Origin of the sequence: Herbaspirillum sp. CAH-3 (assembly GCF_009668275.1) — a bacterium.
GTDB classification, from domain to species: domain Bacteria; phylum Pseudomonadota; class Gammaproteobacteria; order Burkholderiales; family Burkholderiaceae_D; genus Herbaspirillum; species Herbaspirillum aquaticum.
This window is the reverse complement of sequence record NZ_VSWE01000023.1, coordinates 49,026-75,492: the sequence shown is the minus strand read 5'-3', so window position 1 is coordinate 75,492 and position 26,467 is coordinate 49,026. Positions and strand designations below refer to the sequence as shown.

Genomic DNA, 26,467 nt, shown 5'->3' with positions numbered 1-26,467 from the left:
GTCATGCAAGGATGCGGTCTTGAGGACGGTGTGGAGTCCGTCCCTGCGTGTTGCTCCTCCGGCGCGGCCTGGGCTGCTTCTGCCTGCCCCGGCATGCGATCCTTGCTTGCCCGGATGATTCGTGTGGTCGAGCGGCAAGCCACTCAGTACGTTGCGCGCCCGCCCGAAAGATCGAATACGGCGCCGGTGTTGAAGCTGCAGGACCCGGAGCACAGCCATGCGCACATGTCGGCGACCTCATCGACCGTGCCCAGGCGATGCATGGGGCTCTTGGCGATCATGGTCTGCACATGCTCCGGCGACATCTGCTCCAGCAGCGCGGTCTTGACGGCCGCGGGTGCAATGGCGTTGACCAGCACGCCGGTCTCGGCCAGCTCCTTGCCCAGGGACTTGGTCAGCGCCAGGACGCCTGCCTTGGCAGCGCTGTAGGCCGAGGCATTGGGCGTGCCTTCCTTGCCGGCCAGCGAGGCGATGTTGACGATGCGTCCGCGTCCGGCTGCGCGCATGGCCGGCGTCACACTGCGGCAGGCATGGAAGACGCCCATCAGGTTGACCTGCACGATGCGGTGCCATTGGGCGACGTCGTACTCGTCCAGTGGCACGGTAGGACCGGCGTAACCGGCGTTGTTGATGAGGAAATCGATGCGTCCGGTCTCGGCCAGCAGTTGCTGTGCGGCCTGCATGACCGCAGCGGCATCGGTGATGTCGAGGCTTTCTTGCCGATAGGGCGAGGCAGCGTCATGCTGCTGGTCCCAGACGACCACCTGCGCGCCGCCCGCGGCCAGGCGTGCGCTGATGGCCGCACCGATACCGCCATGGCCGCCGGTGACCACGGCCACGCAGTCGGCAAAGTCATGGGAGGCGCGGGAATAAGTCATTTCATGCATCCTCAGCGCACGAAGCGATTGACGTAATCGCTGCCCAGTCCAACCGCTTCATAGTGCTTGCGGCACATGTCGAGTTTGGTGAAGACATCCTCGTAGCCTTCGAACTTGCCCCAGGGATCGCAATAGAACATCACGCCGGTGATGTGGAAGTAGGTGATCATCTCTTCCACGTCTTCAGGGACGTAGAGGGTGTGGGTCTCGCCAGGCGGCTCGAAGACATAGCTGCCCTGTTCGGCGATCCAGTCGTGTTCCAGGTAGCGCCAGCGGCCTTTGAGCACCATGCCATGCACCGGTGCCGGATGACGGTGGCGCGAGAGCACGCCGGACTTGCGCACGCGCAGCAGGTTGGTCCAGTAGCCCTGCGAGACATTCAGGCACAGCGGACGGAACCACACGTTCTCCGCCTGCGGCACCCAGATGCGTTCGTCCTCCGGCACGGCCGGATTGACCACGATTTCCAGCGGCGCTTCCTTGGGGTTGGGGAGCTGGTAGGGCTTCATCTTCTGGTCGGCGGGCATGGGGGTGCCGTTGGCAGTCATGGGGGGTCTCCTGAGGTTCTTCTATTGAATCGGGACTTTGTTCAATATATGGACAAAGCGTTCGCCATATGGTCAATGTCGACGATAGAAGACGGTGTGTCAATGGCGTTTCAGCCCGGACAGGCCCGCCGGAAAGCGAGCCGCAATCGCATGCCCCGGTCTGCTCCACTGCAATTGCGCGCCAGTGCAGCGTTCGCAAGACGAGCCTGCAAGCTTGTGTGAGGATGCATGAAAATTATGCATGGCTGCCGTTCAAGCCAGCCTGCGGGAGGGCGTGGGCGCGCTGCGAGAACCTCTGCGTTGCTATCGCCGAGGGATCAGGCAATCAGGCGATCAGGCGATCAGGCCTCGGTCGGTCCGGACCAGTGCACCTGCGCGAAGGCTTCGGACAGAAAATCCAGCATCGCCCTGACCTTGGCCGGGAGATGCGCGCGGCTGGGGTAGACCGCATAGATGCCGAGGTCCGGCGCGGTGTAATCGGAGAGGATGGGAACCAGCTGCCCGCTGCGCAGGTACTGGTCGATCATGAAGGTCGGCTGGCGCGTGATGCCGATGCCGCCCAGCGCCGCCTGCACGCAGCTGTCGCCATTGTTGACGTGCATGCGTGCATTGACGCGCACGCTCACCGGACCTTCCGGTCCGCTGAATTGCCACTCGTCCTTGCCGTGGTTGTAGCTGTAGCTGATGACCTGGTGCTGCGCCAGTTCGTGTGGATGGCGCGGCGTGCCGTGCGCTTCGAGGTAGGCCGGCGAAGCGCAGATGGGCAGGCTGGTGCTGGTGAGCTTGCGGTGGATCAGCGTGGAATCGGCCAGCCGGGCGATGCGGATCGCTAGGTCGTAGCCTTCATCGATGATGTCGACGATGCGGTCCGACAGGGTGATGTCCAGTTCCACTTCCGGATGGCGTTCCAGGAAGATCGGCCACAGCGGTGCGAGATGCAGGATACCGAAGGTCACCGGGGCGTTGATGCGCAGCAGGCCAGCGGGTTTGGCGCTGCCGGCCAGGAGCAGGTCATCGGCTTCTTCCAATGCTGCAACTATCTGCTTGCAGCGTTCCAGATAGAGGCTGCCGGCTTCGGTCAGCGAGAGCCGGCGCGTGGTCCGTTGCATCAGGCGCGAACCCAGGCGCGCTTCCAGTTCCAGTACCGTGCGCGAGACGGCGGCCTTGGAAATGCCCAGCGCATCGGCCGCCTTGACGAAGCTGCCGAGGTCGGCCACGGCGATGAAGCATTCGATTTCGCGCAGTTTGTTCAACTTGTCTTTTCCCCAGATGGCGCCGCGCTGGCGCCGTCCGGAAAGACGGCCGCTCAGGCAGCTGCCGGAAGTTGTGCCAGCAGGCGGGAGCCGGTGCCGAAGGCGAAGGCGTCCATGCGCAGGCTATGATACGTCGAACCGCTGTCGAGGTGAACCAGCTGGGTCCAGTCATCGGCTGCGCCCATGGCGAAGAACAGGCTCAGCAGGTGTTCATCGCTGGGATGCGTGCGCACGGCATGCGGGGCCGTGGTCCGGTAGCCGAACAGGGCCTGCAGGTCACCGGCCTGCATGCGTTCCAGGAACCAGCGCAGGAATTCCAGCGTATGCGGCGCATCGCCGCCCTCGATCTCGTTGCGGCGCAGTTCGCGCAGGTTGTGCGTGAAGCTGCCCGAGCCGACCAGCAGGATGCCTTCCTTGGCCAGGGGCGCCAGCAGGCGGCCGACCTGATAGTGATATTCGGGGGGCTGCTGTGATTGCAGCGAGAGCTGGATCACCGGCACATCGGCGTGCGGGTAGAGATAGCGCAGTGGTACCCAGGCCCCGTGATCGAGGCCCCAGCCGCCATCAGTATTGGCCGGCAGGCCGCCGTCACGCAGGCGCTGCGCCACATGCTCGGCCAGCGCCGGTGCCCCGGGGGCGGGATAGTCCAGTTCATACAGCGCCTGCGGGAAGCCGCCGAAATCATGGATCACGCGCGGCTTGGCCTGGTTGCCCACGCGCGGCGTGAAGGTCTCCCAGTGCGGCGACACCATCACGATGCCACGCGGACGCGGCAACGCCGCACCGATGCCCGCCAGCAGCGGGCCGGTGCGGCCCGGTTCCACGGCCAGCATGGGTGAGCCGTGCGAGACGAACAGTGAAGGCAGGGTGGTGAAGCTGTCGGTGACGTTGCTGGTGGACATGATAGAACTCCTTGGCTGATGCGCTGAATGATATAAAACATTGACGCCGGGCGCGCGGCCCGGCGATGTCGGAGGCGGGCGCCGTTATGGGCGCGGCGCTTCACGCTTGAGGGCAAAGGCGCCATCGCCGAGCAGGAATACGGCAATCAGGCCGACGATCCACAGTGCCAGGTATTCCCAGCCGCCCTTGGGGTTGGTGAAGAAGAAGCCGGCCTTGCCATGCACCAGCACGATCGCGCCCAGCAGGTCGGCGGCCAGCGGCAGGGCCAGCCAGCGGCCGTAGAAGCCCAGCACCAGCGCGATGCCGCCCACCACTTCCAATGCGATGACCGGATAGGCGAACCAGCCTGGTACGCCCAGCGAGGCAAAGAAGCCGACGGTCCCGGCGGGCGTGAAGACGAACAGTTTCAGGCCGGCGTGGACCAGGAAGAAAATGCCCATGGTAACGCGCAGCAGGAAGGCGGCGTAGTCGGCGCGGGTGTTGACGGTAACGGTGGTCATGGAGATCCCGGAAAAGTGTGGAGTGGATGAAGGATGGCCAGCGTTGCGCTTTATCTTGCGTGCGCAACGGCATTGTCCAAGTCCACACTGTAGGGAAGAACGCAGGCCGGATAAACCGGCTGCGGCGGGATGGATTGTCTTGGGAAGGTTGACAATCCACCCGCGCCGGAGAGGGTCAGTCTTCGCTGTCGCGCGGGACCGGCTTGGCTTCCTCGCGGCGGTTGTAGCCGGCCACCATGTCGAAGCGGAACAGGCGGCATTCCAGGGCACCGTTGAAGAACGGCGTCTTGCGGGCTTCCTTCAGTCGCATCAGCTTGGGCAGGCCGAGGTCGGCCGAGAACAGGAATACGCTCCAGCCCGCAAAGCGCTGCTTCAAGGTGCTGGAGAAGGCGCTGAAGAACTGCGCGAACAATTCTTCGGTCGGCAAGGCGCGGTCGCCGCGCACGCCGATACGCTCACCGTAAGGCGGATTGGAGAGGATGATGCCGACCAGCGGCTTGCCCTCGGCATCGACCGGCGGCTTGATTTCCTGTGCTTCGATCTGCTTCAGCGGTACCTCGAAGTGCACGCCGGCGCGCACCAGGTTCTTGCGGGTCAGTTCCACCATGTCGCCGGAGATGTCGCTGCCGAAGAGCGTAGGCGTGGTCGGAATCGGATTGGGTTTGAAATCGCCCTTGATGGCGAACCAGGCATCGGCATCGAAGTTGCTGAACTTCTCGAAGGCGAAGCGGCGGCGTGCGCCCGGCGGCACGCCGGCGATGATCTGCGCGGCTTCGGCCAGGATGGTGCCGGAACCGCACATGGGATCGAACAGCGGCACGCCCGGCTTCCAGCCTGCGGTGCGCAAGAGGCCCGCCGCCAGGTTTTCGCGCAGTGGCGCGTCACCGGTTTCTTCGCGCCAGCCGCGCTTGAAGAGCGCCTCGCCGGAGGTATCGAGATAGACCGTGAAATTGTGGGCATCGACGAAACCGGCGATGCGCATGTCAGGGGTGCGCGTGTTCACCGAAGGACGCAGCTTGAACTGGTCCAGGAAGCGGTCGCAGATCGCATCCTTGATCTTGAGGGTGCTGAACTCCAGGCTGCGCAGCGGCGACTTCACGGCGGTCAGGTCCACGCGGATGGTGTGGGAGACCTTGAACCAGTCCTCCCAGGCTTGCGCCAGGGTGAGGTCGTAGATGTCGTTCTCGTTCTTGTAGGAACCATGTCCCATGCGTAGCAGCACGCGGCTGGCGATGCGCGAGTGCAGGTTCATCTGGTAGGCCGCCAGCAGGGTGCCGGAGCAGTGCACGCCACCGGGCACCTGGTTGTGCACCTTGAGGTTGGCGGCGGGACCGGCGTGCTGGGCGATCTCGTTGAGTTCGTCGGCCAGGGCCGCTTCCAGGCCGCGCGGGCAGGGACAGAAGTAAGAGTAGTTGGTGTCGGGAGATTGCATGGGAGTACCTTTTATCCGTTGGAAAACAAAGTAACAAAAATGAAAAAAGCCGGACTGCGCGGCTCGCTGCGCAGTCCGGCGTCATTGTACGCTGGCCGCTCAGCCTTTCGCGAAGGCGCGCTCGACGAAGTCCAGTCGGTCCTGGCCCCAGTAGCCTTCGCCGTCGTAGACGTACCACGGTGCACCGAAGATGCTGGCGGCATTGGCCTCATCGGTGAAGCGGTCGAATTCGGCCTGCACGCTGGCCGTTTCGGCCGACTTCAGCAGGGCTGCGCCGTCGTGTTCATTGGCATTGGCGATGGCCACCAGGGTGTCGTGGTCGGCGATGTTGCGTTGTTCTTCCCACACGGCGCGCATGATGGCACCGGTCAGGCGCAAGGACGCGGCGGTGCCGTGGGCCAGCTGGGTGGCGATGATCAGGCGCGCCGCATTGTCGCTGTTGACCGGGAAATAGGTCGGCTGCAGCACCATGGGCTTGCCCAGGAATTCGCTCCAGCGTGCCAGTTCCTTCAAGCGGTAAGCCTGGCGCTGCGGTGCGCGCTTGGCCAGCGGCAGGCCGCCGGAGACACCGAAGATCTTGGACAGGTCGAAAGGCTTGGGCAGGATCTGTACCTGGTATTTTTCGGCGAGGGCGACGAAACGATCGTGGCCCAGGTAGGCGAACGGTGAATGCGGCGCGAAGAAGTACTCACAGACTTTGCTCATGACCGGCTCCGGAAGGATGAGTGTGGAATGCAGCGGACGAAGACTGCTGGGTTAGTTGCAGAATGATCAGAAGGGTTTGACCACGACCAGGATCACGATGGCCAGCATCAGCAGCACCGGCACTTCGTTGAACCAGCGATACCAGACGTGGCTGCGCACGTTCTTGCCGTGTTCGAATTTCTTCAGCAGCGAGCCGCAGGCGTGCTGGTAGCCGATCACCAGCACCACCAGGAACAGCTTGGCATGCAGCCAGCCATTGCCCGGGCCTTTCCAGAACGACCAGGTGAGGGCCAGCAGCCACACGCCCAGCACCAGCGCCACCAGCGAGATCATGCCGGTGAAACGGTAGAGGCGGCGCGCCATGCCCAGCAGGCGTTCGCGCGCGACCAGGTCGGTCTCCTGCGCCAGGTTCACGAAGATGCGCGGCAGGTAGAACAGGCCGGCGAACCAGGAGGCGATGAAGACGATGTGCAGGGCTTTGATCCAGAGCATGCTATTTTTCTCCAAAGAGCTTGGACTTTAACGTCGCTTCAAACTGATCGAATGAAGCGAGTCCTCTTAAACCGGAAAAGTCGGTGGTGAGTTCAGCGACGCGCAAGCGTTGCCTGTCGGGTGAAAATTTCTTCAAGGCACGTGCATTCCGTTCGGAAGCTGCTTTGAGCGCATCAAATAAAATCTGTTTGGGATTTTTTGTTCTTTCCCATTCTCTTTTGCCGGGAATGCCAAGTCCGGTTCTTCCATTGGGGTTTCCGGCTGCTGAGCGAATTGCATGCTCATCGCTGAGCAGCCACGCTTCCGTCATACGCATTGGGATGATCGGGACATAGCTGTGGGTCAATTCCGTAAAAGCCGATGCAATCTCAGATTGGCGCTTTTCCAGTGACTCACTTTCCGAATCACGATGCACGAACAAGACATCGCAAGGATAAGCACGGATTGCCGCCGATACTCGCTCCGATAGTTCGCTTCCGACGGGTCCAAGATGACGAGCAAATTGGGGCGTGATGCCAATGGCAGGATCTTGTTGAGCGATGGCCCAATCGATAACGTGCATCAGGGCAGCGTCGGACGTTCCATCACCCAATAGCGTATACGAAATCAATTCACTGTCCCCTTAGCGTCCGATCATGCCAAGCTGATGTTTCAAGTAATGACGTACCGTTTTTCCCTCTTCGATTTGATCTTCAGAATCCTCAATGTTGAGAAAGTCCAGCAATGCGCCATAGCCTATCGGGGGATGGCCAGCTCCACACATTGCGGCTTCACGCCAAGTTTGCGTGACCGCCGTAAAGCGCGAAAGCTGCGCACCGTCCTTCTTGATGGCTTGTGAAACGACCAGATCATCAGTGACAATTTTCTCAATCACCGATGGAGAATGGGTGTTGATGATGACCTGTCGAAGAGGATTATCCGTGCTATCGACCGGTACAAGAGGATCTGCCGTCATTCGGTACAGCAATTGAATCATCGCGGAAATTCGTGCGGGGTGAATGCCATTTTCAGGCTCTTCCAGGCAGATGACGCCACCGCTGTCGGAGTCCGCTCCGATAATCGACAAGGCCAGAAATCGCAATGTCCCGTCCGATAAGGCTCTGGCCTCATGCCTGATCCCTGTCGTGGTTTCCAGATACAAGGTCTTCGACTGACGAGGCTCGTCGATGTCAACGGAGACATTGGCGACGTCGGGAAGCAAATTGGCCAATTCGTTTGCAATCTCTGCATTCTTTCCGGCGATCTTCTCCAACCGGGATAGCGTTGCCGGAAGATGCTCGCCAATAGAGGAGACTTTACTCACCGAGACAAAGTCATCAGGACGGCGCAATGCAGAGGGTTCCAACTGCAACAAAGTCCAGGACTGAATTTCGCGACGGGCCGCCAGAGCCGTCGGACGATCGATGCTGTTGATGCCGCTCAGTGCGGTTCTCTCAGTGTTTGCAATCGGAATGGTGACGGGATTCCCACCTTTCTGGTCTTGTCTGACTTTCAGAACCGGATGGCCGTCTTCGACATCCGTGTAAATAAAATTGATTTTGCTCCCGCCGTGGTAAACGGAATCAAAAAACTCCTTGCTATGTTCGAAGCCAAGTCTATTTCGTGCCTCACCCTTTTGAACGAAGGTCAGTACCTCTCGCGTCAGCTCAATGCCTTCTGGGCCCTTGTCCGTGGCCGGCAGATACCTCAGGACCAGGTTGTATTTCAAATAGGTGACCTTGGGGCTGGCTTCCCTGCGGTAGTCATCAATCACCTTTGGGCTGACAATGAACTCTGCATCGAATTCGATTTCTTCCGCCTGAGATGAAATCGTTTTTGTAAACAAAGAACGGATATCGCTGCGGTTGTGACCATCCCGGTTTCTGACCCGGTTGGCGGCCTCAATGATTGACTTGTCCGCTAAATCCTTCAGAAACAGAATCGCATCAAAAAGATTGGATTTGCCCACGCCATTCGTACCCGCGATGCAGGTGAATGGTCCGAAGGCAACGTCGATATCTTCCAGACTCTTGAAACCCCTAACTTTTAAGCGAGTCAGCATTTGCGTTCTTCCGAAATGAGTTACTGGCGGACCTGTCCCTGGCCCAGCACCACGTACTTCAGCGAGGTCAGTCCTTCCAGTCCCACCGGGCCGCGTGCATGCAGCTTGTCGTTGGAGATGCCGATCTCCGCACCCAGGCCGTATTCGAAGCCATCGGCAAAGCGCGTCGAGGCGTTGACCATGACCGAGGCCGAATCCACCTCGCGCAGGAAACGCATGGCGCGCGTGTAGTCCTCGGTGATGATGCTGTCAGTGTGCTGCGAAGAATGGCGGTTGATGTGCTCGATGGCCTCATCCATGTCGGCCACCACTTTCACGGCCAGGATGGGGGCCAGGTATTCGGTGTCCCAATCCTCTTCGGTGGCCGCCTTGAGCAGCGGATAGCCGGCCAGGATCTCGGCGGCTTCCGGGTCGCAGCGCAGTTCCACTTCCTTGACGCGATACAGTTCGGACAGCGGCGGCAGGATCGCGGCGGCGATGTTGCGCGATACCAGCAGGGTTTCCATGGTGTTGCAGGTGCCGTAGCGATGGCACTTGGCATTGAAGGCCACGTCCAGCGCCTTGCGGGTGTCAGCCTTGTCGTCGATGTAGACGTGGCAGATGCCGTCGAGGTGCTTGATCATCGGCACCTTGGCTTCCTTCATGAGGCGCTCGATCAGGCCCTTGCCGCCGCGCGGGACGATCACGTCCACGTATTCCTGCATGGTTATGAGCGCACCCACGGCAGCACGGTCGGTGGTCTCGACTACCTGCACGGCCTGTTCCGGCAGGCCCGCACCGGCCAGGCCTTCCTTGACCAGCTTGGCCAGGGCCTGGTTGCAATGGATGGCTTCGGAACCGCCGCGCAGGATGGTGGCGTTGCCGCTCTTGATGCACAGACCTGCGGCGTCGACCGTCACGTTGGGACGGGCCTCGTAGATGATGCCGATCACGCCCAGCGGCACGCGCATCTGGCCGACCTGGATGCCGGTGGGGCGGTACTTCATGTTGCTGATCTCGCCGATGGGATCGGGCAGGGAGGCGATCTGTTCGAGGCCTTCGGCCATGGTGGCGATGGCCTTGTCGGACAAGGTCAGGCGGTCCAGCATGGCCTCGGCCAGGCCATTGGCGCGGGCTGCGTCCAGGTCCAGCGCATTGGCTGCGCGCAGGACATCGGCCTCGCGGCGGATGGCGGCAGCGATCAGCAGCAGCGCCTGGTTCTTGGCAGCGGTATCGGCACGCGCCATGGCGCGCGAGGCGGCACGGGCCTGCTGGCCGATGCGGTTCATGTAGAGGTCGATGTTTTCCATGCTGTTTTCTCCGGGGCGCGATGCACGCGGCGGGTTCGATGTGGGGTATTCGGTATTCGTTGTTCGATGCACGGTGTGCGGCCGGATCAGCGTCCGCGTGCCAGCTTCAGGCCCAGTTGCAGCAAGGCGTCCCATGGGTCGCCGGCAAAGCTGCGGGCACGCAGGCCCTTGACCATGCGGTCCACCAGGGCCGCTTCCTGCAACGCCTGTTCCAGCGTGGCCAGGCTGATGCGGCGCAGGGCCGGTTCCATCAGGCGTTCGCGCGGGCCCCAGATGCGGTATTCCTTCAGCAGCGCGCCCACGGGCTTGCCCTGGGCCATGCCGGATTTGAGCTTGAGCAGGGTGCGGATCTCTTCGGTGACCGCCCACAGCACCAGCGGCAGCGCCTCGCCTTCGCCTTTCAAGCCGTCCATCATGCGCGTCAGGCGCGCGATGTCGCCCGAGAGCATGGCTTCGTTGAGCTTGAAGACGTCATAACGCGCCACGTTCAGGACCGCATCCTGCACCTGTTCGAAACTGAGCTTGCCCGGCGGATGCAGCAGGGCCAGCTTCTGGATCTCCTGGTGCGCGGCCAGGAGGTTGCCCTCCACGCGGTCGGCGATGAAATCCAGGCAGGGCCGGTCGGCGCTCTGCTGCTGCGCCGCCAGGCGGTTGCCGATCCAGGCTGGCAACTGCGCGCGTTCCACCAGCGGGATGTCGATGTAGACCGCCGCCTGCTGCAGGGCACCGACCCAGGCCGCCTTCTGGGTGGCCCAGTCCAGCTTGGGCAGGCTGATGATGGTCAGGTTGTCGGGGGAGAGATTGGCGGCGTAATCCTGCAGGGCCTGGCCGCCATCCTTGCCGGGCTTGCCGGTGGGGATGCGCAGTTCGATGAGCTTCTTGTCGCCGAACAGCGATTGCGACTGGTTGGCCGCCAGCAGTTCGCCCCACTTGAAGCTGCGCTCCACCACCAGCACCTCGCGTTCGGTATAGCCATTGGCGCGGGCACTGCGGCGGATCTTGTCGGCGGCTTCCAGCGCCAGCAGGTGCTCGTCGCTGGCGATCACGTAAAGCGGGGCCAGCGATTTGCCGAGATGGGCGTCCAGGGAGTCGTGGCGCAGTTGCATGGCGATTGCGGAGCCGGTCAGGAATCCGACTCGGCCGCCTCCTTCTCGTTCTTGATGGCCGTCCTGGAGGCCGCCAGGCGACGCAGGATCTGCTGCACCAGGTCGGACTGCATGTCGCGGTAGAGCAGCACTTCTTCAGCCTGCTTGGCCAGTTCCTGGTTCTCGTCATAGGTGATGACGCGGCGCAGGGTAATGGCCGTCGGCGGAATCACGGTGACGCCCTTGGCATCGGTGACCGAGAAGGTAAAGCGCTGGAACAGTGCGAATTCACGCACGCGGCCGTTGGTGTTCAAGGTCAGCACCTGGCGGTCGCGGGAATCGGCCAGCACCTTCAGGTTGGCTTCGGCGTCCTTGGGATCGGCCACCACCTTGGCACCGCTGGCCTCGATGTTGCGCTTGAGTTCGACCCCGACCGCCGAGTTGGCTCCAAAGCCCAGGTAGATGGTCTTGAAGGGCAGGTCAGCCGCACCGCGCAGGTGGAAGCCGCAGGCCGTGAGCATCACGGCTGCAGCCACCAGCAGCAGCCATTGCGAGAAACGCTTGAGTTGGACTTGAGCGTGCATGGAGTTCCGTCGTTAAGGTTGGGCCGTATCAGGCAACGATGTTGACCAGCTTGCCTGGCACCACGATCACCTTCTTCGGTGCGCCGGTCAGGAATTTCTTGACGTCTTCGTTGGCCAGCGCGGCGGCTTCGATGGCGGCCTTGTCGGCATCCTTCGGCACGGTCACTTCACCGCGCAGCTTGCCGTTGACCTGCACCACCAGTTTGAGCTCGCTCTGTTCCAGCGCGGCCGCATCGACCTGCGGCCAGGCCGCATCAAGGATGTCGCCCTGCGCCTGGGCATAGCCCAGCTGCTGCCACAGCACATGGGTGATGTGCGGGGCGACCGGATTCAAGACGCGCAGGAAGATCGAGAAGCACTCGGAGATCACTGCATCACCGGCTGCGCCGGCAGCAGGCTTGGCGGCTTCGAGCGTGTTGAGCATCTTCATGCAGGCCGAAACCACGGTGTTGTACTGGATGCGCTTGAAGTCGTTGTCGGCTTGCTGCAGGACCTTGTGCACTTCGCGGCGCAGGGTCTTCAGGCCATCGTCGAGCTGGGCTGCATCGAGCGCACCGGCTGCGGTAATGCGTGCGGCGTTGTTGTAGCCGAAGGCCCAGACGCGGCGCAGGAAGCGGTTGGCGCCTTCCACACCGGCACCGGACCATTCCAGGGTCTGCTCCGGGGGCGAGGCGAACATGGTGAACAGGCGCGCCGTGTCGGCACCATACTGGTCGATCTGGGCTTGCGGGTCGATGCCGTTGTTCTTGGACTTGGACATCTTCTCGGTGCCGCCGATCATCACCGGCTGGCCGTCTTCCTTCAAGACGGCCGAGACCGGACGGCCCTTGTCGTCGAAGGACAGGTCCACGTCGGCCGGGTTGTACCAGGTCTTCTTGCCGGCGGCGTCTTCACGATAGTAGGTCTCGTTCAAGACCATGCCCTGCGTCAACAGGTTGGTGAAGGGCTCGTCGAACTTGACCAGGCCGAAGTCGCGCATGACCTTGGTCCAGAAGCGCGCGTACAGCAGGTGCAGCACGGCGTGTTCGATGCCGCCGATGTACTGGTCCATGGGCATCCAGTAATCGTTGCGGGAGTCCACCATCGCCTCGTTGCTGCCCGGCGAGGTATAGCGCATGTAGTACCAGGACGAATCCACGAAGGTGTCCATGGTGTCGGTTTCGCGGCGCGCCGGCTTGCCGCAGCAAGGGCAGTCGACCTTGAGGAATTGCTCATGCTTGTTCAGCGGGTTGCCGCTGCCGTCCGGTACGCAGTCTTCCGGCAGCACCACCGGCAGGTCCTTCTCGGGCACGGGTACGTCGCCGCAATCCGGGCAGTGGATGATGGGGATGGGGGTGCCCCAGTAGCGCTGGCGCGAGATGCCCCAGTCGCGCAGGCGGAAGGTCACCTTCTTCTCGCCCAGGCCCTGTGCGGCCAGGTCGGCGGCGACCGCATCGACGGCGGCCTGGTAGCCCAGGCCATCGTACTTGCCGGACGCGATGGTCTTGCCGGCTTCCTTGTCGCCGTACCATTCTTCCCAGGCTTCGGTGGAGTAGGTCTTGCCTTCCACGGCGATGACCTGCTTGATCGGCAGATTGTATTTGCGGGCGAAGGCGAAGTCGCGCTCGTCATGCGCCGGCACGCCCATCACGGCGCCGTCGCCGTAGGTGATGAGCACATAGTTGCCGACCCAGACTTCGACCTGCTCACCGGTCAGCGGATGGGTGACGAACAGGCCCGTGGGCATGCCCTTCTTTTCCATGGTCGCCATGTCGGCTTCGATCACGCTGCCTTGCTTGCATTCGGCGATGAAGGCTTGCAGGGCCGGATTGTTTTCTGCGGCGAGCGTGGCCAGCGGGTGTTCCGGGGCCACGGCGCAGAAGGTCACGCCCATGATGGTGTCGGCGCGGGTGGTGAAGACGAACAGCTTGCCATCGTTGATGAGCTGGCCGTCCGCGCCCTTGATCTGGTGCGGGAAGGCAAAGCGTACGCCGGTGGACTTGCCGATCCAGTTGGCCTGCATCAGGCGCACGCGCTCGGGCCAGCCGGGCAGCTTGGTCTCGACGTGTTCCAGCAGTTCGTCGGCGTAGTCGGTGATCTTGGCGTAGTACATCGGGATCTCGCGCTTTTCGATCACGGCACCCGAGCGCCAGCCACGGCCGTCGATGACCTGCTCGTTGGCCAGCACGGTCTGGTCGATCGGATCCCAGTTCACGGTCCCGGTCTTCTTGTAGATGATGCCCTTCTCCAGCATCTTCAGGAACATCCACTGGTTCCACTTGTAGTACTCGGGACGGCAGGCCGTCATTTCGCGCGACCAGTCGATGGCCAGGCCCATCGACTGCATCTGCGACTTCATATATTCAATATTGGAATAAGTCCACTGCGCCGGCGGCACGCCATTGGCCATGGCGGCGTTTTCGGCGGGCATGCCGAAGGCGTCCCAGCCCATGGGCATCAGGACGTTGTAACCGTTCATGCGCAGGTAGCGGTACATCACATCGTTGATGGTGTAGTTGCGCACGTGGCCCATGTGCAGCTTGCCGGAGGGATAGGGCAGCATCGAGCAGGCGTAGAACTTCTTCTTGTCGCGGCCTTCCTTGTCACGGGCGTTTTCGACGGTCTTGTAGGCGTCGATGGCGTTCCAGTGCTGCTGTGCGGACTGTTCGACTTCGGCTGGGCTGTATTTATCTTGCATGACGGGCTGATACGGATGGAATTCGGTTGGGAAGGGATCGCAATTCGGATTGCAATTCGAAACCCTGCATTATACCGGCTCACTGCCCCGGCGCGGCATTGCGGCCCGTACCCTGCGCCCCGGCTACCCGGCAGGCGCAAAAAAAGCCCGCCTCCGTAAAGAGGCGGGCCAAGACCCCTGTGCCTGAGCAGGCGGCAGCAGGGATAGCAGCTACACGGTTCCCGCCTGCGAGGGGGCGACGGACTGGAATGGTGTGCCGGCCAGCATGGGGGCTGGCGTGACGTATGAAACCACCGGCAGAGGCGGCGCGGCGTGTTCTCGAAAGACTTCTTGTTAAATCTCGAAAAATTGTGAAAAAGCAATTTTTTATCGATATTGGCTTGAATTTGATCGCTTCGTTCCATGGGGGATGGAATGTCGCCAAGATCCAGCGTGGTTGAGGTTTTCGTTCACATTCCTCATGGTTTGATGGTCATGAGGGCGTAACAATCGGGCGTCATCATGAAATCGTTTTCATTTGCCCCGGAAACCCCGTGCGTCCGTCCATCAAACAAGTTGCCCATCTGGCTGGCGTCTCCATTGCCACCGTGTCCCGGCTGCTCAACAAGCCCGGCTCGGTCAGTGCGGAGACCGCCGAGAAGATCCACCGCAGCATTGCCGAGCTGGGCTTCCGTCCCAATTTCACCGGCCGCAACTTGCGCGCCGGCAATTCGCGCACGGTCGGGGTGGTCGTGCCGACCCTGTCCAACACGGTCTTCGCCCAATGCCTGCAAGGCATCGAGCTGGCGGCACGCGCGCTGGACTACTCGGTCATGTTCACCACCACCGAATACCTGCCCGAAGACGAATCGGCGGCGGTGGAGCTGCTGCTGGGCCATCGCGTCGATGGGGTGATCCTGACGGTGGCTGATGCCGGTGCCAATGCCACTCTGGACTTGCTGGAGCGCGAGCGCATTCCCTTCGTGCTGGCCTACAACCAGCTGGCGGCGGCCGATGCCGGGACCGCCATCCAGCGCGCCTCGGTGTCGGTGGACAACCGCGCCGCCGCCTGCGATGCCGTCACCCACCTGATCGCACTGGGGCATCGCCGCATCCAGATGCTCTCGGGACGCTTCAATGCCTCCGACCGCGCCATGCAGCGCTACTGCGGCTATCTCGATGCCATGCAAGCCGCCGGCCTGGCGCCGCTGCCGGCCATCGAGGTCGAGCGCCACACGCTCACTGCCGCCACCGATTACCAGCAGATGATGGCCGACCCGCGGCATCGCCCTACGGCCCTGTTCTGTTCCAACGACCTGCTGGCCCTGAGTGCCATGCGCGACCTGCGCGCACTGGGCTTGCAGGTGCCGGGCGATATCTCGGTGATGGGCTTCGACGGCATCCCTGTCGGGGCGCTGATGCAGCCGGTGCTGGCCAGCGTGGTGCAGCCTTCCGAGCAGATCGGCGATGTCGCCTTGCGTACCCTGGTCGATGCCATCGAGCGCGCGCTGCCTGCTGCTGTTGCTGCTGTTGCTGCGTCCCTGCCTGTGGAGACGCCGGTGCCGGTCATCGCCGGGGTGCGCCACATCCTCCCGCATGCCTTGCGCGAGGGGGGATCGGTGGCGCCGCCCGCGCCGGCCTCTTGCTGATGCAGATGTCGTTGAAGAATTTGTTGTGCCCTCGTTGTTCAACCCTTAGGAAAGGATCTGACATGTTCCTGAAACGTGTTATTCAAACCGCTGCCGGCGCGCTGTTGCTGTCGGCTTCCCTGGCCGCTTCGGCCCAGACCGCGATCTGCTACAACTGTCCGCCCGAGTGGGCTGACTGGGCCGCGCAGATCAAGGCCATCAAGGACAAGACCGGCATCACCGTGCCGCCCGACAACAAGAACAGCGGCCAGGCCCTGGCCCAGCTGACGGCCGAGAAGGCCAGCCCGGTGGCCGATTTCACCTACCTGGGCGTGTCCTTCGGCATCGAAGCGAAGAACAAGGACCTGGTGGCCGCCTACAAGCCGGCCCACTGGAACGACATCCCCAACGGACTGAAGGATCCTGACGGCTACTGGGTCACCATCCATTCCGGCACCATGGGCATCATGGTCAACGTCGATGCCTTGAAGGGCAAGCCCGTGCCCAAGTCCTGGGCCGACCTGCAAAAGCCCGAATACAAGGGCCTGATCGGCTACCTCGACCCGGCCTCGGCCTTCGTCGGCTATGTCGGCGCGGTGGCGATCAACCAGGCCATGGGCGGCACCCTCGACGATTTCTCGCCGGCCATCAGCTACTTCAAGAACCTGCAGAAGAACCAGCCCATCGTCCCCAAGCAGACCTCCTATGCGCGCCTGATCTCGGGTGAAATCCCCATCCTGCTGGGCTATGACTTCGACGCCTACCGCGCCAAGTACAAGGACCACGCCAACGTGGCCTTCGTGATTCCCTCGGAAGGTACCGTCACCGTGCCCTACGTGGTCTCGCTGGTGAAGAACGGACCGCACCAGGCCGAAGCGAAGAAGGTGCTGGACTTCCTGCTGTCCGACCAGGGCCAGGCCATCTGGGCCAACGCCTACCTGCGTCCGGTACGTGCATCGGCCATGTCCAAGGAAGCGGAAGCGCGTTTCCTGCCGGCTGCCGAATACGCCCGCGCCAAGTCGGTGGACTACGGCAAGATGGCCGAAGCCCAGCGCAAGTTCGGCGAGCGCTACCTGGCTGAAGTGCGTTAAATGCAGATCGCAGGAGCAAGCATGAAGAGCATGATCTCCTCCGTCCCCGTCAGGCCAGCGGCTGCGCGTGCGCGCTCGGCGGGCAATGGCGTGTGGCTGTGGTTCGCCGTTCCCGGCCTGACGATCTTCTGCGCCTTCTGGCTGCTGCCCATGGTGCGGCTGGTCGGCGTGGGCGCCTCGGGGCCGGACGGCGCGATGGCCTACCTGTCGGTGCTGACCAACCGCCATTACTTCACCAGCCTGGTGTCCACGCTGGTGCTGTCGGCGGTGGTCACGGTCGCCACGCTGGCCATCTCGGTGTTCGTCGGCTTGTTCCTGCGACGTAATCGTTTTCCTGGCCAGTCGGCATTGCTGGCCATGCTGACCTTCCCGTTGGCGTTTCCCGGCGTGGTGGTCGGCTTCATGGTCATCATGCTGGCGGGGCGCCAGGGTCTCATCGGCGCCTTCACCACCTGGCTCTTCGGTGAGTCGCTGGTGTTTGCGTATTCGCTGGCGGGGCTGTTCCTGGGTTACCTGTATTTCTCGATTCCGCGCGTGATCCTTACCGTCGTGGCTGCCGCCGAAAAACTCGATCCCTCGCTGGAAGAAGCCGCGCGTTCGCTCGGTGCCAAGCCCTGGCAGGTGCTGCTGCACGTGGTGCTGCCTGCACTGCTGCCGGCGCTCATTTCCTCGGGCGCGATCTGCTTTGCCACCAGCGTCGGCGCCTTCGGTACGGCCTTCACGCTGGCGGCCAATATCGATGTTCTGCCCATGACCATCTACAACGAATTTACCGGCTATGCCAACTTTGCCACGGCGGCCTCGCTGTCCATCGTGCTGGGCGTGATCACCTGGGCGGTGCTGGCACTGGCGCGTTCGCTCACCGGCAGCGGCGTGGCCGCAGCGGCTTGAGGAGTGGCCATGCAGAATCGTTTGCGTTTTTACGTTCAATTGGGATTCACGCTGCTGGTGTGCGCCTTCCTGGTGGTACCGGTGGTGCTGTCGATGCTGGCCGGCGTGACCGAGAATTTCTTCGTCGGCTTGTCCAGCGGGCTCACGCTGCGCTGGGTGGCGCAGGTGTGGGAGATGTACCAGCCCACCATCTGGCGTTCGCTCATCATTGCGCTGGCCTGCCTGGCGGTGACGCTGGTGGCCGGTGTGCCGCTGGCCTACATGCTGGCGCGCTATCGCGGCGGACACAGCCGCCTGGCGCGCGTGATCGAGGAGCTGCTCATGATGCCGGTGGCCGTGCCGGGCCTGGCCACCGCACTGGCGCTCATCATGGCTTACGGCCAGTTGCGCGAGTTCCGCGCCAGCATCCTCTTCATCCTGGTCGGCCACGTGATCTTCACGCTGCCCTTCATGGTGCGCCCGGTGCTGGCGGTGATGCAGTCCTCGCAGCTGGCCCAGCTGGAAGAAGCCGCTGCCAGCCTGGGGGCGGGGCGGATGCGCCGCTTCTTCGGCATCGTCATTCCCAATGCCGCCTCGGGCATCCTGGCCGGGGCGCTGATGGTGGTCACGCTGTCCATCGGCGAATTCAATATCACCTGGATGCTGCACACGCCGCTGACCCAGACCCTGCCGGTGGGCCTGGCCGATGCCTATGCATCGATGCGGCTGGAGGTGGGATCGGCCTATACGCTGATCTTCTTTTTCATGATCATTCCGCTCCTGATCGGCATGCAGTGGGCGACCCAGGCAACACGCAAGAAAGTCAGTCTATGAAGCCCAAGCAAGAAGCCGTTTCCATCCGCCTGCAGCAATGCGCCAAGTCCTTTGCCAATGGCACCCGCGCGCTGCAGCCGCTGGACCTCGATATCCATCCCGGTGAAACCCTGGTCCTGCTGGGCCCCTCGGGCTGCGGCAAGACCACCACGCTGCGCATGATCGCCGGGCTGGAGTTTCCCGATGAAGGCGGGCGCGTGTTCTTCGGCGATGAAGACGTGACCGCACTGCCCATTGAAAAACGTGGCGTGGGCATGGTGTTCCAGAACTATGCGCTGTTCCCCAACATGAGCGTGGGCGAGAACATCGCCTACGGCATGAAGATCCGCAAGATCCCGGCCGGCGAACGTGCCGAGCGGGTCGAACGGCTGCTGGAGATGGTGCACCTGCAAGGCCTCTCGCACCGTCGCGTGGACCAGCTCTCGGGCGGCCAGAAGCAGCGCGTGGCACTGGCCCGCGCACTGGCGATGGAGCCGCGCGTGCTGCTGCTGGACGAGCCGCTCACGGCACTGGACGCCAAACTGCGCGAAGCCGTGCGCAGCGACCTCAACAAGCTGCTGCGCAGCCTGGGCATCACCGCCATCTATGTCACCCACGACCAGGGCGAAGCCATGGCGCTGGGCGACCGCATCGTGGTCATGGAGCGCGGCAAGATCTCGCAGATCGGTACCCCCCAGGAAATCTACTATCATCCCGCCAATGACTTCGTGGCCGATTTCATCGGCGCGATGAATCGCGTGCAAGGTATCGTTTCGGGAGATAGATTGTTGTTGCCCACCGGTAGCCTGCCGCTGCTCGACAAGCTCGATGCCGCCAGCCAGGGCCAGGAGGCTTGCGCCATGTTCCGTCCCGAGGATGTGCAGGTGGCGGACATCACCGAAGCCGATGGCCAGTGCGTGCGCGGCAAGTTGCTCAACACGTTTTTCCTGGGTGACCGCACCCGCTTTGAAATCGAGATCGGCACGGAGCGGCCGATCATCGCCGAGACCAGCCGCCGTGGCTGGTGGGAAGCCGGGCAGCAGATCGCCATCCGCGTGCCGGCCGAGGCACTGGTAAAACTGGCGCCGCGCGCCGAGAAGGAGACCGCATGATCCTGGGACAGATTTCCGACCTGCACATCAAGACCGATGGCAAGAAATCCTATCGCGTGGTGGATACCGCCGAAGCACTGCGCCGCTGCGTGCGGCAAGTCAATGCACTGAAGCAGAAGCCGGACGTGCTGGTCATCACCGGCGACCTGGTGGACTTCGGCAAGCCCTCCGAATATGCCTGCCTGCGTGAGTTGCTGGCACCGCTGGCCATGCCCTATTACCTGTTGCCGGGCAACCATGACGAGCGCAATGCGCTGCGCGCGGCCTTCCCGGAGCACGCCTATCTGCAGCAGGGCGGTGAGCGCATCGAGTATGTGATCGAAGACCATCCGGTACGCATCATCGCGCTCGATACCGTGATCCCGCGCGCCAGCGGTGGCGAGCTGGCCGCCTCCAGCCTGCTGTGGCTCGATGAGGTGCTGGCACAGCAGCCGGAGCGTCCGACCGTGATTGCCATGCATCATCCGCCGTTCACCACCGGCATCGGCCACATGGATGACATGGGCCTGGCCAATCCACAGGCGCTGGAAGCGGTGGTGCGCAAGCACCCGCAGGTCGAGCGCATCCTGTGCGGGCACCTGCATCGTTCGATCCAGCGGCGCTTTGCCGGGACGCTGGCCACGACCTGTCCGGGCGTGTCACACCAGGTGCAGCTGGACCTGGATCCGCAAGCGCCTTCCTGCTTCGTGATGGAGCCGCCGGGATTCCAGTTGCACTGGTGGGATGCGGCTGCAGGGAGCCTGGTCAGCCATACGGCCTTCATCGGGGAATTCGATGGGCCGTATCCGTTTTATGATGGGGATGAATTGATCGACTGATCGACTGATCGTTGATCAACGGGGCGAGTGATTGATCTCTTTGGGAGATCAATCAGGGCCGCCGCAGCGATGGAGTAGATGAATGGAAAACGGCAATATCACTTCCACACCAGCGCAATGACCGGCGGCTCGTCGTAATCCTCGCAGCGGTCATTGATGGCCGTGCAGCAGAATTCCACGTCTTCCACCAGGTCCGGCAGGCGCTTGTGCAGGTCGGCGCTGTGGCTGATCTCGATGGTCAGCACTTCCTTGGGCTTGAGCCTGAACTTGCACATGCCGTCCTCATCGCGCAGGTAGGACAGGCAATCGACCCAGGCATCCATGTTGCGGCCATAGAAATCCGGGAAGCCGAAGGCGGCTGCGCTCTCGGTATGGAAACTGTCCCAGTCGGTGATGCGGTCGCCCGCCAGTTGTACGGTGGCCATGCCTGCTCTCTTTCAGTTTGCTTGTCTGTTGCTCTTGCCGCCGCCCTTGGGATCGGTGACGAAACCCAGCTTGGTCAGCCCCGCACCCTGCGCGGCTGACATCACTTCGGCGATCATTTCATAGCGGGTCGACTTGTCGGCCCGCAATTGCAGCTCGGGCTGCGGTTTCCTGGCTGCAGCCGTGGCCAGCCGCGCATCCATGTCCGCTTCGCTGACCGGCTGGTCGTTCCAGTACAGCTTGCCGGCCGCATCGATGCCCAGGGTAATGGTCTCCGGTTTTTCCGGGGCCGGGTTGGACTGCGCGGTGGGCAGGTCCAGCTTCAGGGCGTGGGTGAACATGGGCGCGGTGATGATGAAGATCACCAGCAGGACCAGCATCACGTCCACCATCGGGGTGACATTGATGTCGGCCATCGGGGCCGAGTTCTGGTTGTCGTTGAATCCGCCGAAACTCATGTGGGACTCCTCTCGGATCGGGTGTCGGAAAAATTATTTGCGCATGCCGCCGACGCGCTCGCCGGTGGTCAGGTACGCATGCAGGTCGTGCGCGAAGCCATCCAGTTCGGCCAGCACCACGCGGTTGATGCGGGTGAAGGCGTTGTAGGCCAGCACCGCCGGGATCGCGACCAGCAGGCCCAGCGCGGTCATGATCAGCGCCTCGCCCACGGGACCGGCAACCTTGTCGATCTGCACCGTGCCGCTGGCCGAGACCGCCACCAGCGCGTGGTAGATGCCCCACACGGTACCGAAGAGGCCCACGAAGGGCGCGGTCGAGCCGACCGAGGCCAGCAGCGTCAGGCCGCGCTCCAGGCGCGCAGAGACGCGGTTGATTTCGCGGCGCAGGGTGCGCGTGATCAGTTCGCCCGGATCGGTGGCGGCGTTGAGCGAGGGCGTGCCCTGCTGGCGCGTGCCGATGTCGGCCGCTTCAGCGGCGCGTTCGGCCATGGGGGTGTAGATCTGTTCGCTGTCCAGGCGCTGCATGGCGGCGGTGGCGTCGGCCAGGGTCGGGGCCTGCCAGAATTGTTCCAGGGCATTGCTGCCACGGCGGATGCGCCAGGCGGCCCAGGCCTTGGAGAGGATGTAGAACCAGCTGGCGATCGACATCAGCAACAGCAGGTAGGCCACCGAGTGCGAAACGGCATCGCCTTGGGCCCAATAGTGGGCAAATCCAACGTTCTGTTCCATGGTAGGTGCTTTCGGGAAAGACGCCGCGCTGGCGGCAGGGAGTCAATGAAAGTTGGCTGGGGGAGAGTCGCTTGGAGCGGCGGCCCCCAAAAAAATTCGCTGCCGGACCTGGTGGGGCGCGGCAGCGTCGGGCATTTCCTGTGGTGGCGGGCTCGGCTTACTTGAAGCCCAGCACATCCTGCATGTCATACAGGCCGGTGTCCTTCTCGGCCAGGAAGCGTGCGGCACGCAGGCTGCCCATGGCGTACGAGACGCGGCTGGACGACTTGTGCGAAATCTCGATGCGCTCGCCGATACCGGCAAAGAGCACCGTGTGGTCGCCGATGATGTCGCCGCCGCGCACGGTGGCAAAGCCGATGGAGGACGGATCGCGTTCACCGGTGACGCCTTCGCGTGCATAAACCGCGACGTCGTCGAGCTTCTTGCCCAGCGCATCGGCGATGACTTCACCCATCTTCAGCGCAGTGCCGGAGGGGGCGTCGACCTTGTGGCGGTGATGGGCTTCGATGATTTCGATGTCGTAGCCGTGCGAGAAATTCTTGGCGGCCAGTTCCAGCAGCTTCAGCGTGACGTTGACGCCCACGCTCATGTTGGGTGCGGCCATGATGGCGGTACGCTTGGCGAATTCGGCGATGGCCGCTTTGCCTTCGGCTTCGAAGCCGGTGGTGCCGATGACCACCTTCACGCCATGGGCGGCGCAGTATTCCAGGTGTTTGAGCGTGCCTTCCGGGCGGGTGAAGTCGATCAGTACATCTGCGCCGGCCAGGCCGCGCGCCAGGTCGGGCTCGATGACCACGCCGGTGGTCTTGCCCAGGAACAGGCCGGCATCGGTCCCGATGGTGGGCGAGGCGGGCGTATCCAGGGCGCCGGAGAGCTTCAGGCCCTCGGCGTTGAGGATGGCTTCGATCAGCATGCGGCCCATGCGCCCGGAGGCGCCGGCCACGGCGATATTCAATGCAGTCATGTGAAACTCGGAAGGAAGAAGTGCGAAGGACAGGTCTGGCCCGGCTTACTTGTTGGTGGCCGAGGAAGGCGCCACCGGCGAGGCCGGTTTGATCTCGCTGTCGTCCTTGGGTTTGTCGCTGAAGCTGGCCTTGGCGCCGACCTTGGCGTCAGTGATCAGGGTCAGGTATTCGCTTTCGGTGGGCAGGTTCTGGCCGCCTTCGACGTGATCCAGCAGGTCATCCTTGAAGAATACCGACACGCGGCTGGTCATGATCTCGCCGTTGCCCTTGGCCAGGCGGAAATCGTAGTCCCAGCGATTGGCGTGGAACATGTCGGTCAGCAGAGGCGTGCCCAGCACGAAGCGCACCTGGTCGCGCGTGAGGCCCGGGCGCAGTTGCGCCACCATTTCCTTGGAGACGAAGTTGCCTTGCTGGATGTCGATGCGGTAGGGCTTCAGGAAGCCGAACAGGCTGTTGCTCTTGCCGGTCACCTTCACGCCCGAGGTATCGGTGGGTGCAGCCTGTTCCGGTGCCTTGGTCGAGGAGCAGCCGGCCAGCGAGACGGCCAGTGCAGCCAGGACGCCGACGGCGGTGGTGTGATGACGGGACTTCATTCGGGAAAGCATGCGCATAAAGATTTCAACCGGGTTGAGCCATGAGCCTAAAGCACTATATGATAAGCTAGAACTTACTTCTTAAATAGGCATGAGTGCGTTCCGGGTGTAAAAGGGTGTTCCCCACCGCCCCGCCGGAATGGTCCGCCAGGTCTTCCCAGTGGACCGCCGCGCCTGTTCGAGACCAGTAAAACCCCGGGAACCCACTCTACCATGCCGAACAATCCATCCGAACTGAAGGCCAGCGGCCTGAAGGCGACCCTGCCGCGCCTGAAGATCCTCGAAATCTTCCAGAACACCTCCGTGCGCCACCTCAGCGCCGAAGACGTCTACAAACAATTGCTGTCCGACAACCTCGACGTCGGCCTGGCCACCGTCTACCGCGTGCTGACCCAGTTTGAACAGGCCGGCCTGCTCCAGCGCAATCACTTCGAGACCGGCAAGGCCGTCTTCGAACTCAACGAAGGCTCGCACCACGATCACCTGGTCTGCCTGGATTGCGGCAAGGTCGAGGAATTCTTCGACGCCGAAATCGAAAAGCGCCAGTTGAAGATTGCCCAGGAGCACGGTTTCGAGATCGCCGACCATGCCTTGGCCCTCTACGGTCATTGCAAAAACTGCAAGAAAGTGAAGAAATAAGCCCGCCATCGCTTCCTGGCTCGATTTGAGCAAGGCAGCGTGAAGCAACATGCAAAAAGCCACGTGCGGTCGCGCGTGGCTTTTTTGCGTTCTGGCGGGATGGTTGTGCTGGCCGGGCTCAGTGCTGGCTCAGCGCGCTGGAGAGCAGTTTGGCGGTGATGTCGACGATGGGAATGACCCGTTCGTAGGCCATGCGGGTCGGCCCGATCACGCCCAGGGTGCCGACGATGCGGCCGTTGACCTCGTAGGGGGCGGTGACGATGCTCATGTCGTCCATCGGCACCAGCTGGGATTCGCCGCCGATGAAGATCTGTACGCCGGTGGCCTTGCTGGACACATCCAGCAGCTGCAAGAGCCCGGTCTTCTGCTCGAACATGTCGAACAGGCGCCGCAAGGAATTCATGTTGGAAGACAGGTCGGTCACCGACAGCAGGTTGCGCTCGCCGGAGATGACCACGTTGTTGTCGGCCTCTTCGTTCATGGCGTCGCTGCCGGCTTCGACGGCGGCCTGCATGAGCGCGGTCATGTCGTCGCGCAGCTGGCGCAGTTCGCCTTGCAGGTGGATGCGCACCTGGTCGAAGGACTGGCCGGCGTAATGCTGGTTGATGTAGTTGGCGGCCTGGGTCAGCTGGCTGGGGGTGTAGTCGACCTCGGTCAGCAGCATGCGGTTCTGCACGTCGCCGCCCTGGTCGACGATCACCAGCAGGATGCGTTTTTCGGATAGCCGCAGGAATTCGATCTGCTGGAACATCGATTCGCGCTTGGGCGTCATCACCACACCGGCGAACTGCGACAGCGAGGACAGCACCTGGGCTGCATTGGTGATGATCTTCTGGGGCGAACCGCTGTGCTGCAGCCGCGCCTGCAGGCGGCCTTCGAGGGCGCTCTCGTCGATGGCCTCGACGGTGAGCAGGGTATCGACGAACATGCGATAGCCGCGCGGCGTGGGCACGCGGCCTGCCGAGGTGTGCGGGCTTGCGACGAAGCCCATCTCTTCGAGATCGGCCATGATGTTGCGGATGGTCGCCGGCGACAGTTCCAGGCCCGACAGTTTCGACAGGGCGCGCGACCCTACCGGCTGGCCGTCGGCGATGTACCGTTCGACCAGGGCCTTCAGGAGTGTGCGGGCGCGGTTATCGAGTTGCATGGGGCATATTCTAGCGGCATATCCGGCAAATGTGACGGCCGCGTCAGTTCTTCCAAAAATTGAACAAAGGTTCAGGCTTGCGCCTGCAGCCAGTCGTGCAGCTCATGCAGGTCGCGGCAGATGGCGTCGGGGGTGATGCCTTCGGGCAGGGTGCGCTCGAAACGGTTCATCCACACTGCCCGCAAACCGGCCCGCTGCGCGCCTTGTACGTCCAGCAGCGGATCGTCGCCCACATACACCGTGGCCGCCGGAGCGACCTGCAGTGCCTCGCAGGCGGCGTGGAAGATGGCCGGATCAGGTTTGGCGCGGCCGAAGCGATGGGCGGCAATCGAGACCCCGAAGTGCCCGGCCAGGCCGATGCGCTCCAGGTCGGCAAAGCCGTTGGAGACCGAGCCCAGCGTGAGCCGGTCTTTCATGCGCAGCAGTGCTGGTTCGACGTCATCGAACAGCGCCACCGTGCTGCGCGCCTCGGAGAACAGGGCCATGGCCGGGTCGACCAGCGCCAGGTCCACGTCATGCTCGCGGAAGACATCGGAAAGCGCCGTATGGCGCAGCTTCCAGAGGTCGATGCGGTACATGGGATCGGTCTTCATCAGGGCCATGCGCCGTTCGCGCAGGCTGGCAATCGTATGGGCCGCTACCACGGCGGGCGCATGCTCGCGCAGCCAGTCGTAGAGCAGGCCTTCGGCGCGCACCAGCACCGGCTCGATGGCCCACAGGGTATCGTCGAGATCGAACAGCACCGCCTCGATAGGGGAGGGGGCGGGCGAGGAGGGCAGGGGGGAAGCGCTTGGTTTCATTACAATGTCATCTCA

General features: G+C 62.8%; 29 protein-coding genes. 8 read left to right on the top strand and 21 right to left on the bottom strand.

The window, feature by feature from the left end:
- Positions 1-143: 143 nt before the first annotated feature.
- From FYB76_RS24070 to leuS, 14 genes are all read right to left on the bottom strand, one after another.
- Positions 144-878 (bottom strand): SDR family NAD(P)-dependent oxidoreductase, encoded by a 735-nt coding sequence (locus FYB76_RS24070; protein ID WP_154135306.1) that lies wholly within the window; start codon positions 876-878, stop codon positions 144-146.
- An 11-nt stretch (positions 879-889) separates the two neighbouring features.
- Positions 890-1,426: a 2,4'-dihydroxyacetophenone dioxygenase family protein gene (locus FYB76_RS24065; RefSeq protein WP_088756428.1), complete on the bottom strand. Its 537-nt coding sequence runs from the start codon at positions 1,424-1,426 to the stop codon at positions 890-892.
- A 341-nt stretch (positions 1,427-1,767) separates the two neighbouring features.
- Positions 1,768-2,679: a LysR family transcriptional regulator gene (locus tag FYB76_RS24060; protein ID WP_088756427.1), complete on the bottom strand. Its 912-nt coding sequence runs from the start codon at positions 2,677-2,679 to the stop codon at positions 1,768-1,770.
- A gap of 53 nt (positions 2,680-2,732) precedes the next feature.
- Positions 2,733-3,581, bottom strand: coding sequence for a dioxygenase (locus tag FYB76_RS24055; RefSeq protein WP_154135305.1), 849 nt, complete (start codon positions 3,579-3,581; stop codon positions 2,733-2,735).
- A gap of 84 nt (positions 3,582-3,665) precedes the next feature.
- On the bottom strand, positions 3,666-4,082 hold the full coding sequence (locus FYB76_RS24050) for a DoxX family protein (RefSeq protein WP_145607056.1): 417 nt from the start codon (positions 4,080-4,082) through the stop codon (positions 3,666-3,668).
- Between the two features lie 175 nt (positions 4,083-4,257).
- Complete coding sequence (locus FYB76_RS24045) at positions 4,258-5,514, bottom strand: class I SAM-dependent RNA methyltransferase (RefSeq protein ID WP_088756424.1); 1,257 nt, start codon at positions 5,512-5,514, stop codon at positions 4,258-4,260.
- Positions 5,515-5,613: 99 nt separating this feature from the next.
- Complete coding sequence (locus tag FYB76_RS24040; protein ID WP_154135304.1) at positions 5,614-6,219, bottom strand: 2-hydroxychromene-2-carboxylate isomerase; 606 nt, start codon at positions 6,217-6,219, stop codon at positions 5,614-5,616.
- A gap of 66 nt (positions 6,220-6,285) precedes the next feature.
- Complete coding sequence (locus tag FYB76_RS24035) at positions 6,286-6,711, bottom strand: CopD family protein (protein ID WP_088756422.1); 426 nt, start codon at positions 6,709-6,711, stop codon at positions 6,286-6,288.
- A 1-nt stretch (position 6,712) separates the two neighbouring features.
- Positions 6,713-7,273: a hypothetical protein gene (locus FYB76_RS24030; RefSeq protein WP_195724711.1), complete on the bottom strand. Its 561-nt coding sequence runs from the start codon at positions 7,271-7,273 to the stop codon at positions 6,713-6,715.
- 60 nt (positions 7,274-7,333) lie between these two features.
- Positions 7,334-8,752 (bottom strand): AAA family ATPase, encoded by a 1,419-nt coding sequence (locus FYB76_RS24025; RefSeq protein WP_008325443.1) that lies wholly within the window; start codon positions 8,750-8,752, stop codon positions 7,334-7,336.
- A gap of 20 nt (positions 8,753-8,772) precedes the next feature.
- A complete protein-coding gene (locus FYB76_RS24020; RefSeq protein WP_088756421.1) occupies positions 8,773-10,041 on the bottom strand; it encodes a glutamate-5-semialdehyde dehydrogenase in 1,269 nt (422 codons plus the stop codon).
- A gap of 86 nt (positions 10,042-10,127) precedes the next feature.
- The gene (gene holA / locus FYB76_RS24015) at positions 10,128-11,147 is read right to left on the bottom strand and encodes a DNA polymerase III subunit delta (protein ID WP_154135302.1); all 1,020 of its coding nucleotides are present in this window, start codon (positions 11,145-11,147) and stop codon (positions 10,128-10,130) included.
- 17 nt (positions 11,148-11,164) lie between these two features.
- A complete protein-coding gene (gene lptE / locus FYB76_RS24010) occupies positions 11,165-11,710 on the bottom strand; it encodes an LPS assembly lipoprotein LptE (protein WP_088756419.1) in 546 nt (181 codons plus the stop codon).
- A 28-nt stretch (positions 11,711-11,738) separates the two neighbouring features.
- Entirely contained in the window at positions 11,739-14,387 is a 2,649-nt protein-coding gene (gene leuS / locus FYB76_RS24005; RefSeq protein ID WP_154135301.1) for a leucine--tRNA ligase, read from the bottom strand.
- A gap of 284 nt (positions 14,388-14,671) precedes the next feature.
- On the opposite strand from leuS, the gene FYB76_RS24000 reads away from it, so the two are divergent.
- The 7 genes from FYB76_RS24000 to FYB76_RS23970 all read left to right on the top strand — a co-directional run bounded on the left by FYB76_RS24000 (position 14,672) and on the right by FYB76_RS23970 (position 20,698).
- Positions 14,672-14,827: a hypothetical protein gene (locus FYB76_RS24000; RefSeq protein ID WP_154135300.1), complete on the top strand. Its 156-nt coding sequence runs from the start codon at positions 14,672-14,674 to the stop codon at positions 14,825-14,827.
- Positions 14,828-14,920: 93 nt separating this feature from the next.
- Positions 14,921-16,015 (top strand): LacI family DNA-binding transcriptional regulator, encoded by a 1,095-nt coding sequence (locus FYB76_RS23995; protein ID WP_370516404.1) that lies wholly within the window; start codon positions 14,921-14,923, stop codon positions 16,013-16,015.
- 62 nt (positions 16,016-16,077) lie between these two features.
- Positions 16,078-17,085, top strand: coding sequence for an ABC transporter substrate-binding protein (locus tag FYB76_RS23990; protein ID WP_154135299.1), 1,008 nt, complete (start codon positions 16,078-16,080; stop codon positions 17,083-17,085).
- Between the two features lie 21 nt (positions 17,086-17,106).
- Positions 17,107-17,976, top strand: coding sequence for an ABC transporter permease (locus FYB76_RS23985; protein ID WP_154135298.1), 870 nt, complete (start codon positions 17,107-17,109; stop codon positions 17,974-17,976).
- A 9-nt stretch (positions 17,977-17,985) separates the two neighbouring features.
- A complete protein-coding gene (locus tag FYB76_RS23980; protein WP_088756415.1) occupies positions 17,986-18,789 on the top strand; it encodes an ABC transporter permease in 804 nt (267 codons plus the stop codon).
- The gene (locus tag FYB76_RS23975) at positions 18,786-19,880 is read left to right on the top strand and encodes an ABC transporter ATP-binding protein (RefSeq protein ID WP_154135297.1); all 1,095 of its coding nucleotides are present in this window, start codon (positions 18,786-18,788) and stop codon (positions 19,878-19,880) included. The genes FYB76_RS23980 and FYB76_RS23975 overlap by 4 nt, the downstream gene beginning before the upstream one ends.
- The gene (locus tag FYB76_RS23970; protein ID WP_154135296.1) at positions 19,877-20,698 is read left to right on the top strand and encodes a phosphodiesterase; all 822 of its coding nucleotides are present in this window, start codon (positions 19,877-19,879) and stop codon (positions 20,696-20,698) included. Before FYB76_RS23975 ends, FYB76_RS23970 begins: the two co-directional genes overlap by 4 nt.
- Positions 20,699-20,796: 98 nt before the next feature.
- On the opposite strand, the gene FYB76_RS23965 is transcribed toward FYB76_RS23970, so the two are convergent.
- The 5 genes from FYB76_RS23965 to FYB76_RS23945 all read right to left on the bottom strand — a co-directional run bounded on the left by FYB76_RS23965 (position 20,797) and on the right by FYB76_RS23945 (position 23,866).
- Positions 20,797-21,123, bottom strand: coding sequence for a barstar family protein (locus tag FYB76_RS23965; protein ID WP_154135295.1), 327 nt, complete (start codon positions 21,121-21,123; stop codon positions 20,797-20,799).
- Positions 21,124-21,135: 12 nt separating this feature from the next.
- Complete coding sequence (locus FYB76_RS23960; RefSeq protein ID WP_088756411.1) at positions 21,136-21,579, bottom strand: biopolymer transporter ExbD; 444 nt, start codon at positions 21,577-21,579, stop codon at positions 21,136-21,138.
- A 33-nt stretch (positions 21,580-21,612) separates the two neighbouring features.
- A complete protein-coding gene (locus FYB76_RS23955) occupies positions 21,613-22,308 on the bottom strand; it encodes a MotA/TolQ/ExbB proton channel family protein (protein WP_034341031.1) in 696 nt (231 codons plus the stop codon).
- Positions 22,309-22,465: 157 nt separating this feature from the next.
- Complete coding sequence (dapB, locus tag FYB76_RS23950; RefSeq protein WP_154135294.1) at positions 22,466-23,272, bottom strand: 4-hydroxy-tetrahydrodipicolinate reductase; 807 nt, start codon at positions 23,270-23,272, stop codon at positions 22,466-22,468.
- A 45-nt stretch (positions 23,273-23,317) separates the two neighbouring features.
- Positions 23,318-23,866: an outer membrane protein assembly factor BamE gene (locus FYB76_RS23945; protein WP_088756409.1), complete on the bottom strand. Its 549-nt coding sequence runs from the start codon at positions 23,864-23,866 to the stop codon at positions 23,318-23,320.
- A 213-nt stretch (positions 23,867-24,079) separates the two neighbouring features.
- Between FYB76_RS23945 and fur the strand changes: the two genes are divergently transcribed.
- Entirely contained in the window at positions 24,080-24,505 is a 426-nt protein-coding gene (gene fur / locus FYB76_RS23940; protein WP_034341048.1) for a ferric iron uptake transcriptional regulator, read from the top strand.
- 118 nt (positions 24,506-24,623) lie between these two features.
- On the opposite strand, the gene hrcA is transcribed toward fur, so the two are convergent.
- Together hrcA and FYB76_RS23930 are read right to left on the bottom strand one after the other, a co-directional pair.
- Entirely contained in the window at positions 24,624-25,652 is a 1,029-nt protein-coding gene (gene hrcA, locus FYB76_RS23935; RefSeq protein WP_088756408.1) for a heat-inducible transcriptional repressor HrcA, read from the bottom strand.
- Between the two features lie 71 nt (positions 25,653-25,723).
- Positions 25,724-26,452, bottom strand: a complete 729-nt coding sequence (locus FYB76_RS23930) for an HAD family hydrolase (RefSeq protein ID WP_088756407.1) — start codon at positions 26,450-26,452, stop codon at positions 25,724-25,726.
- Between the last annotated feature and the right edge of the window lie 15 nt (positions 26,453-26,467).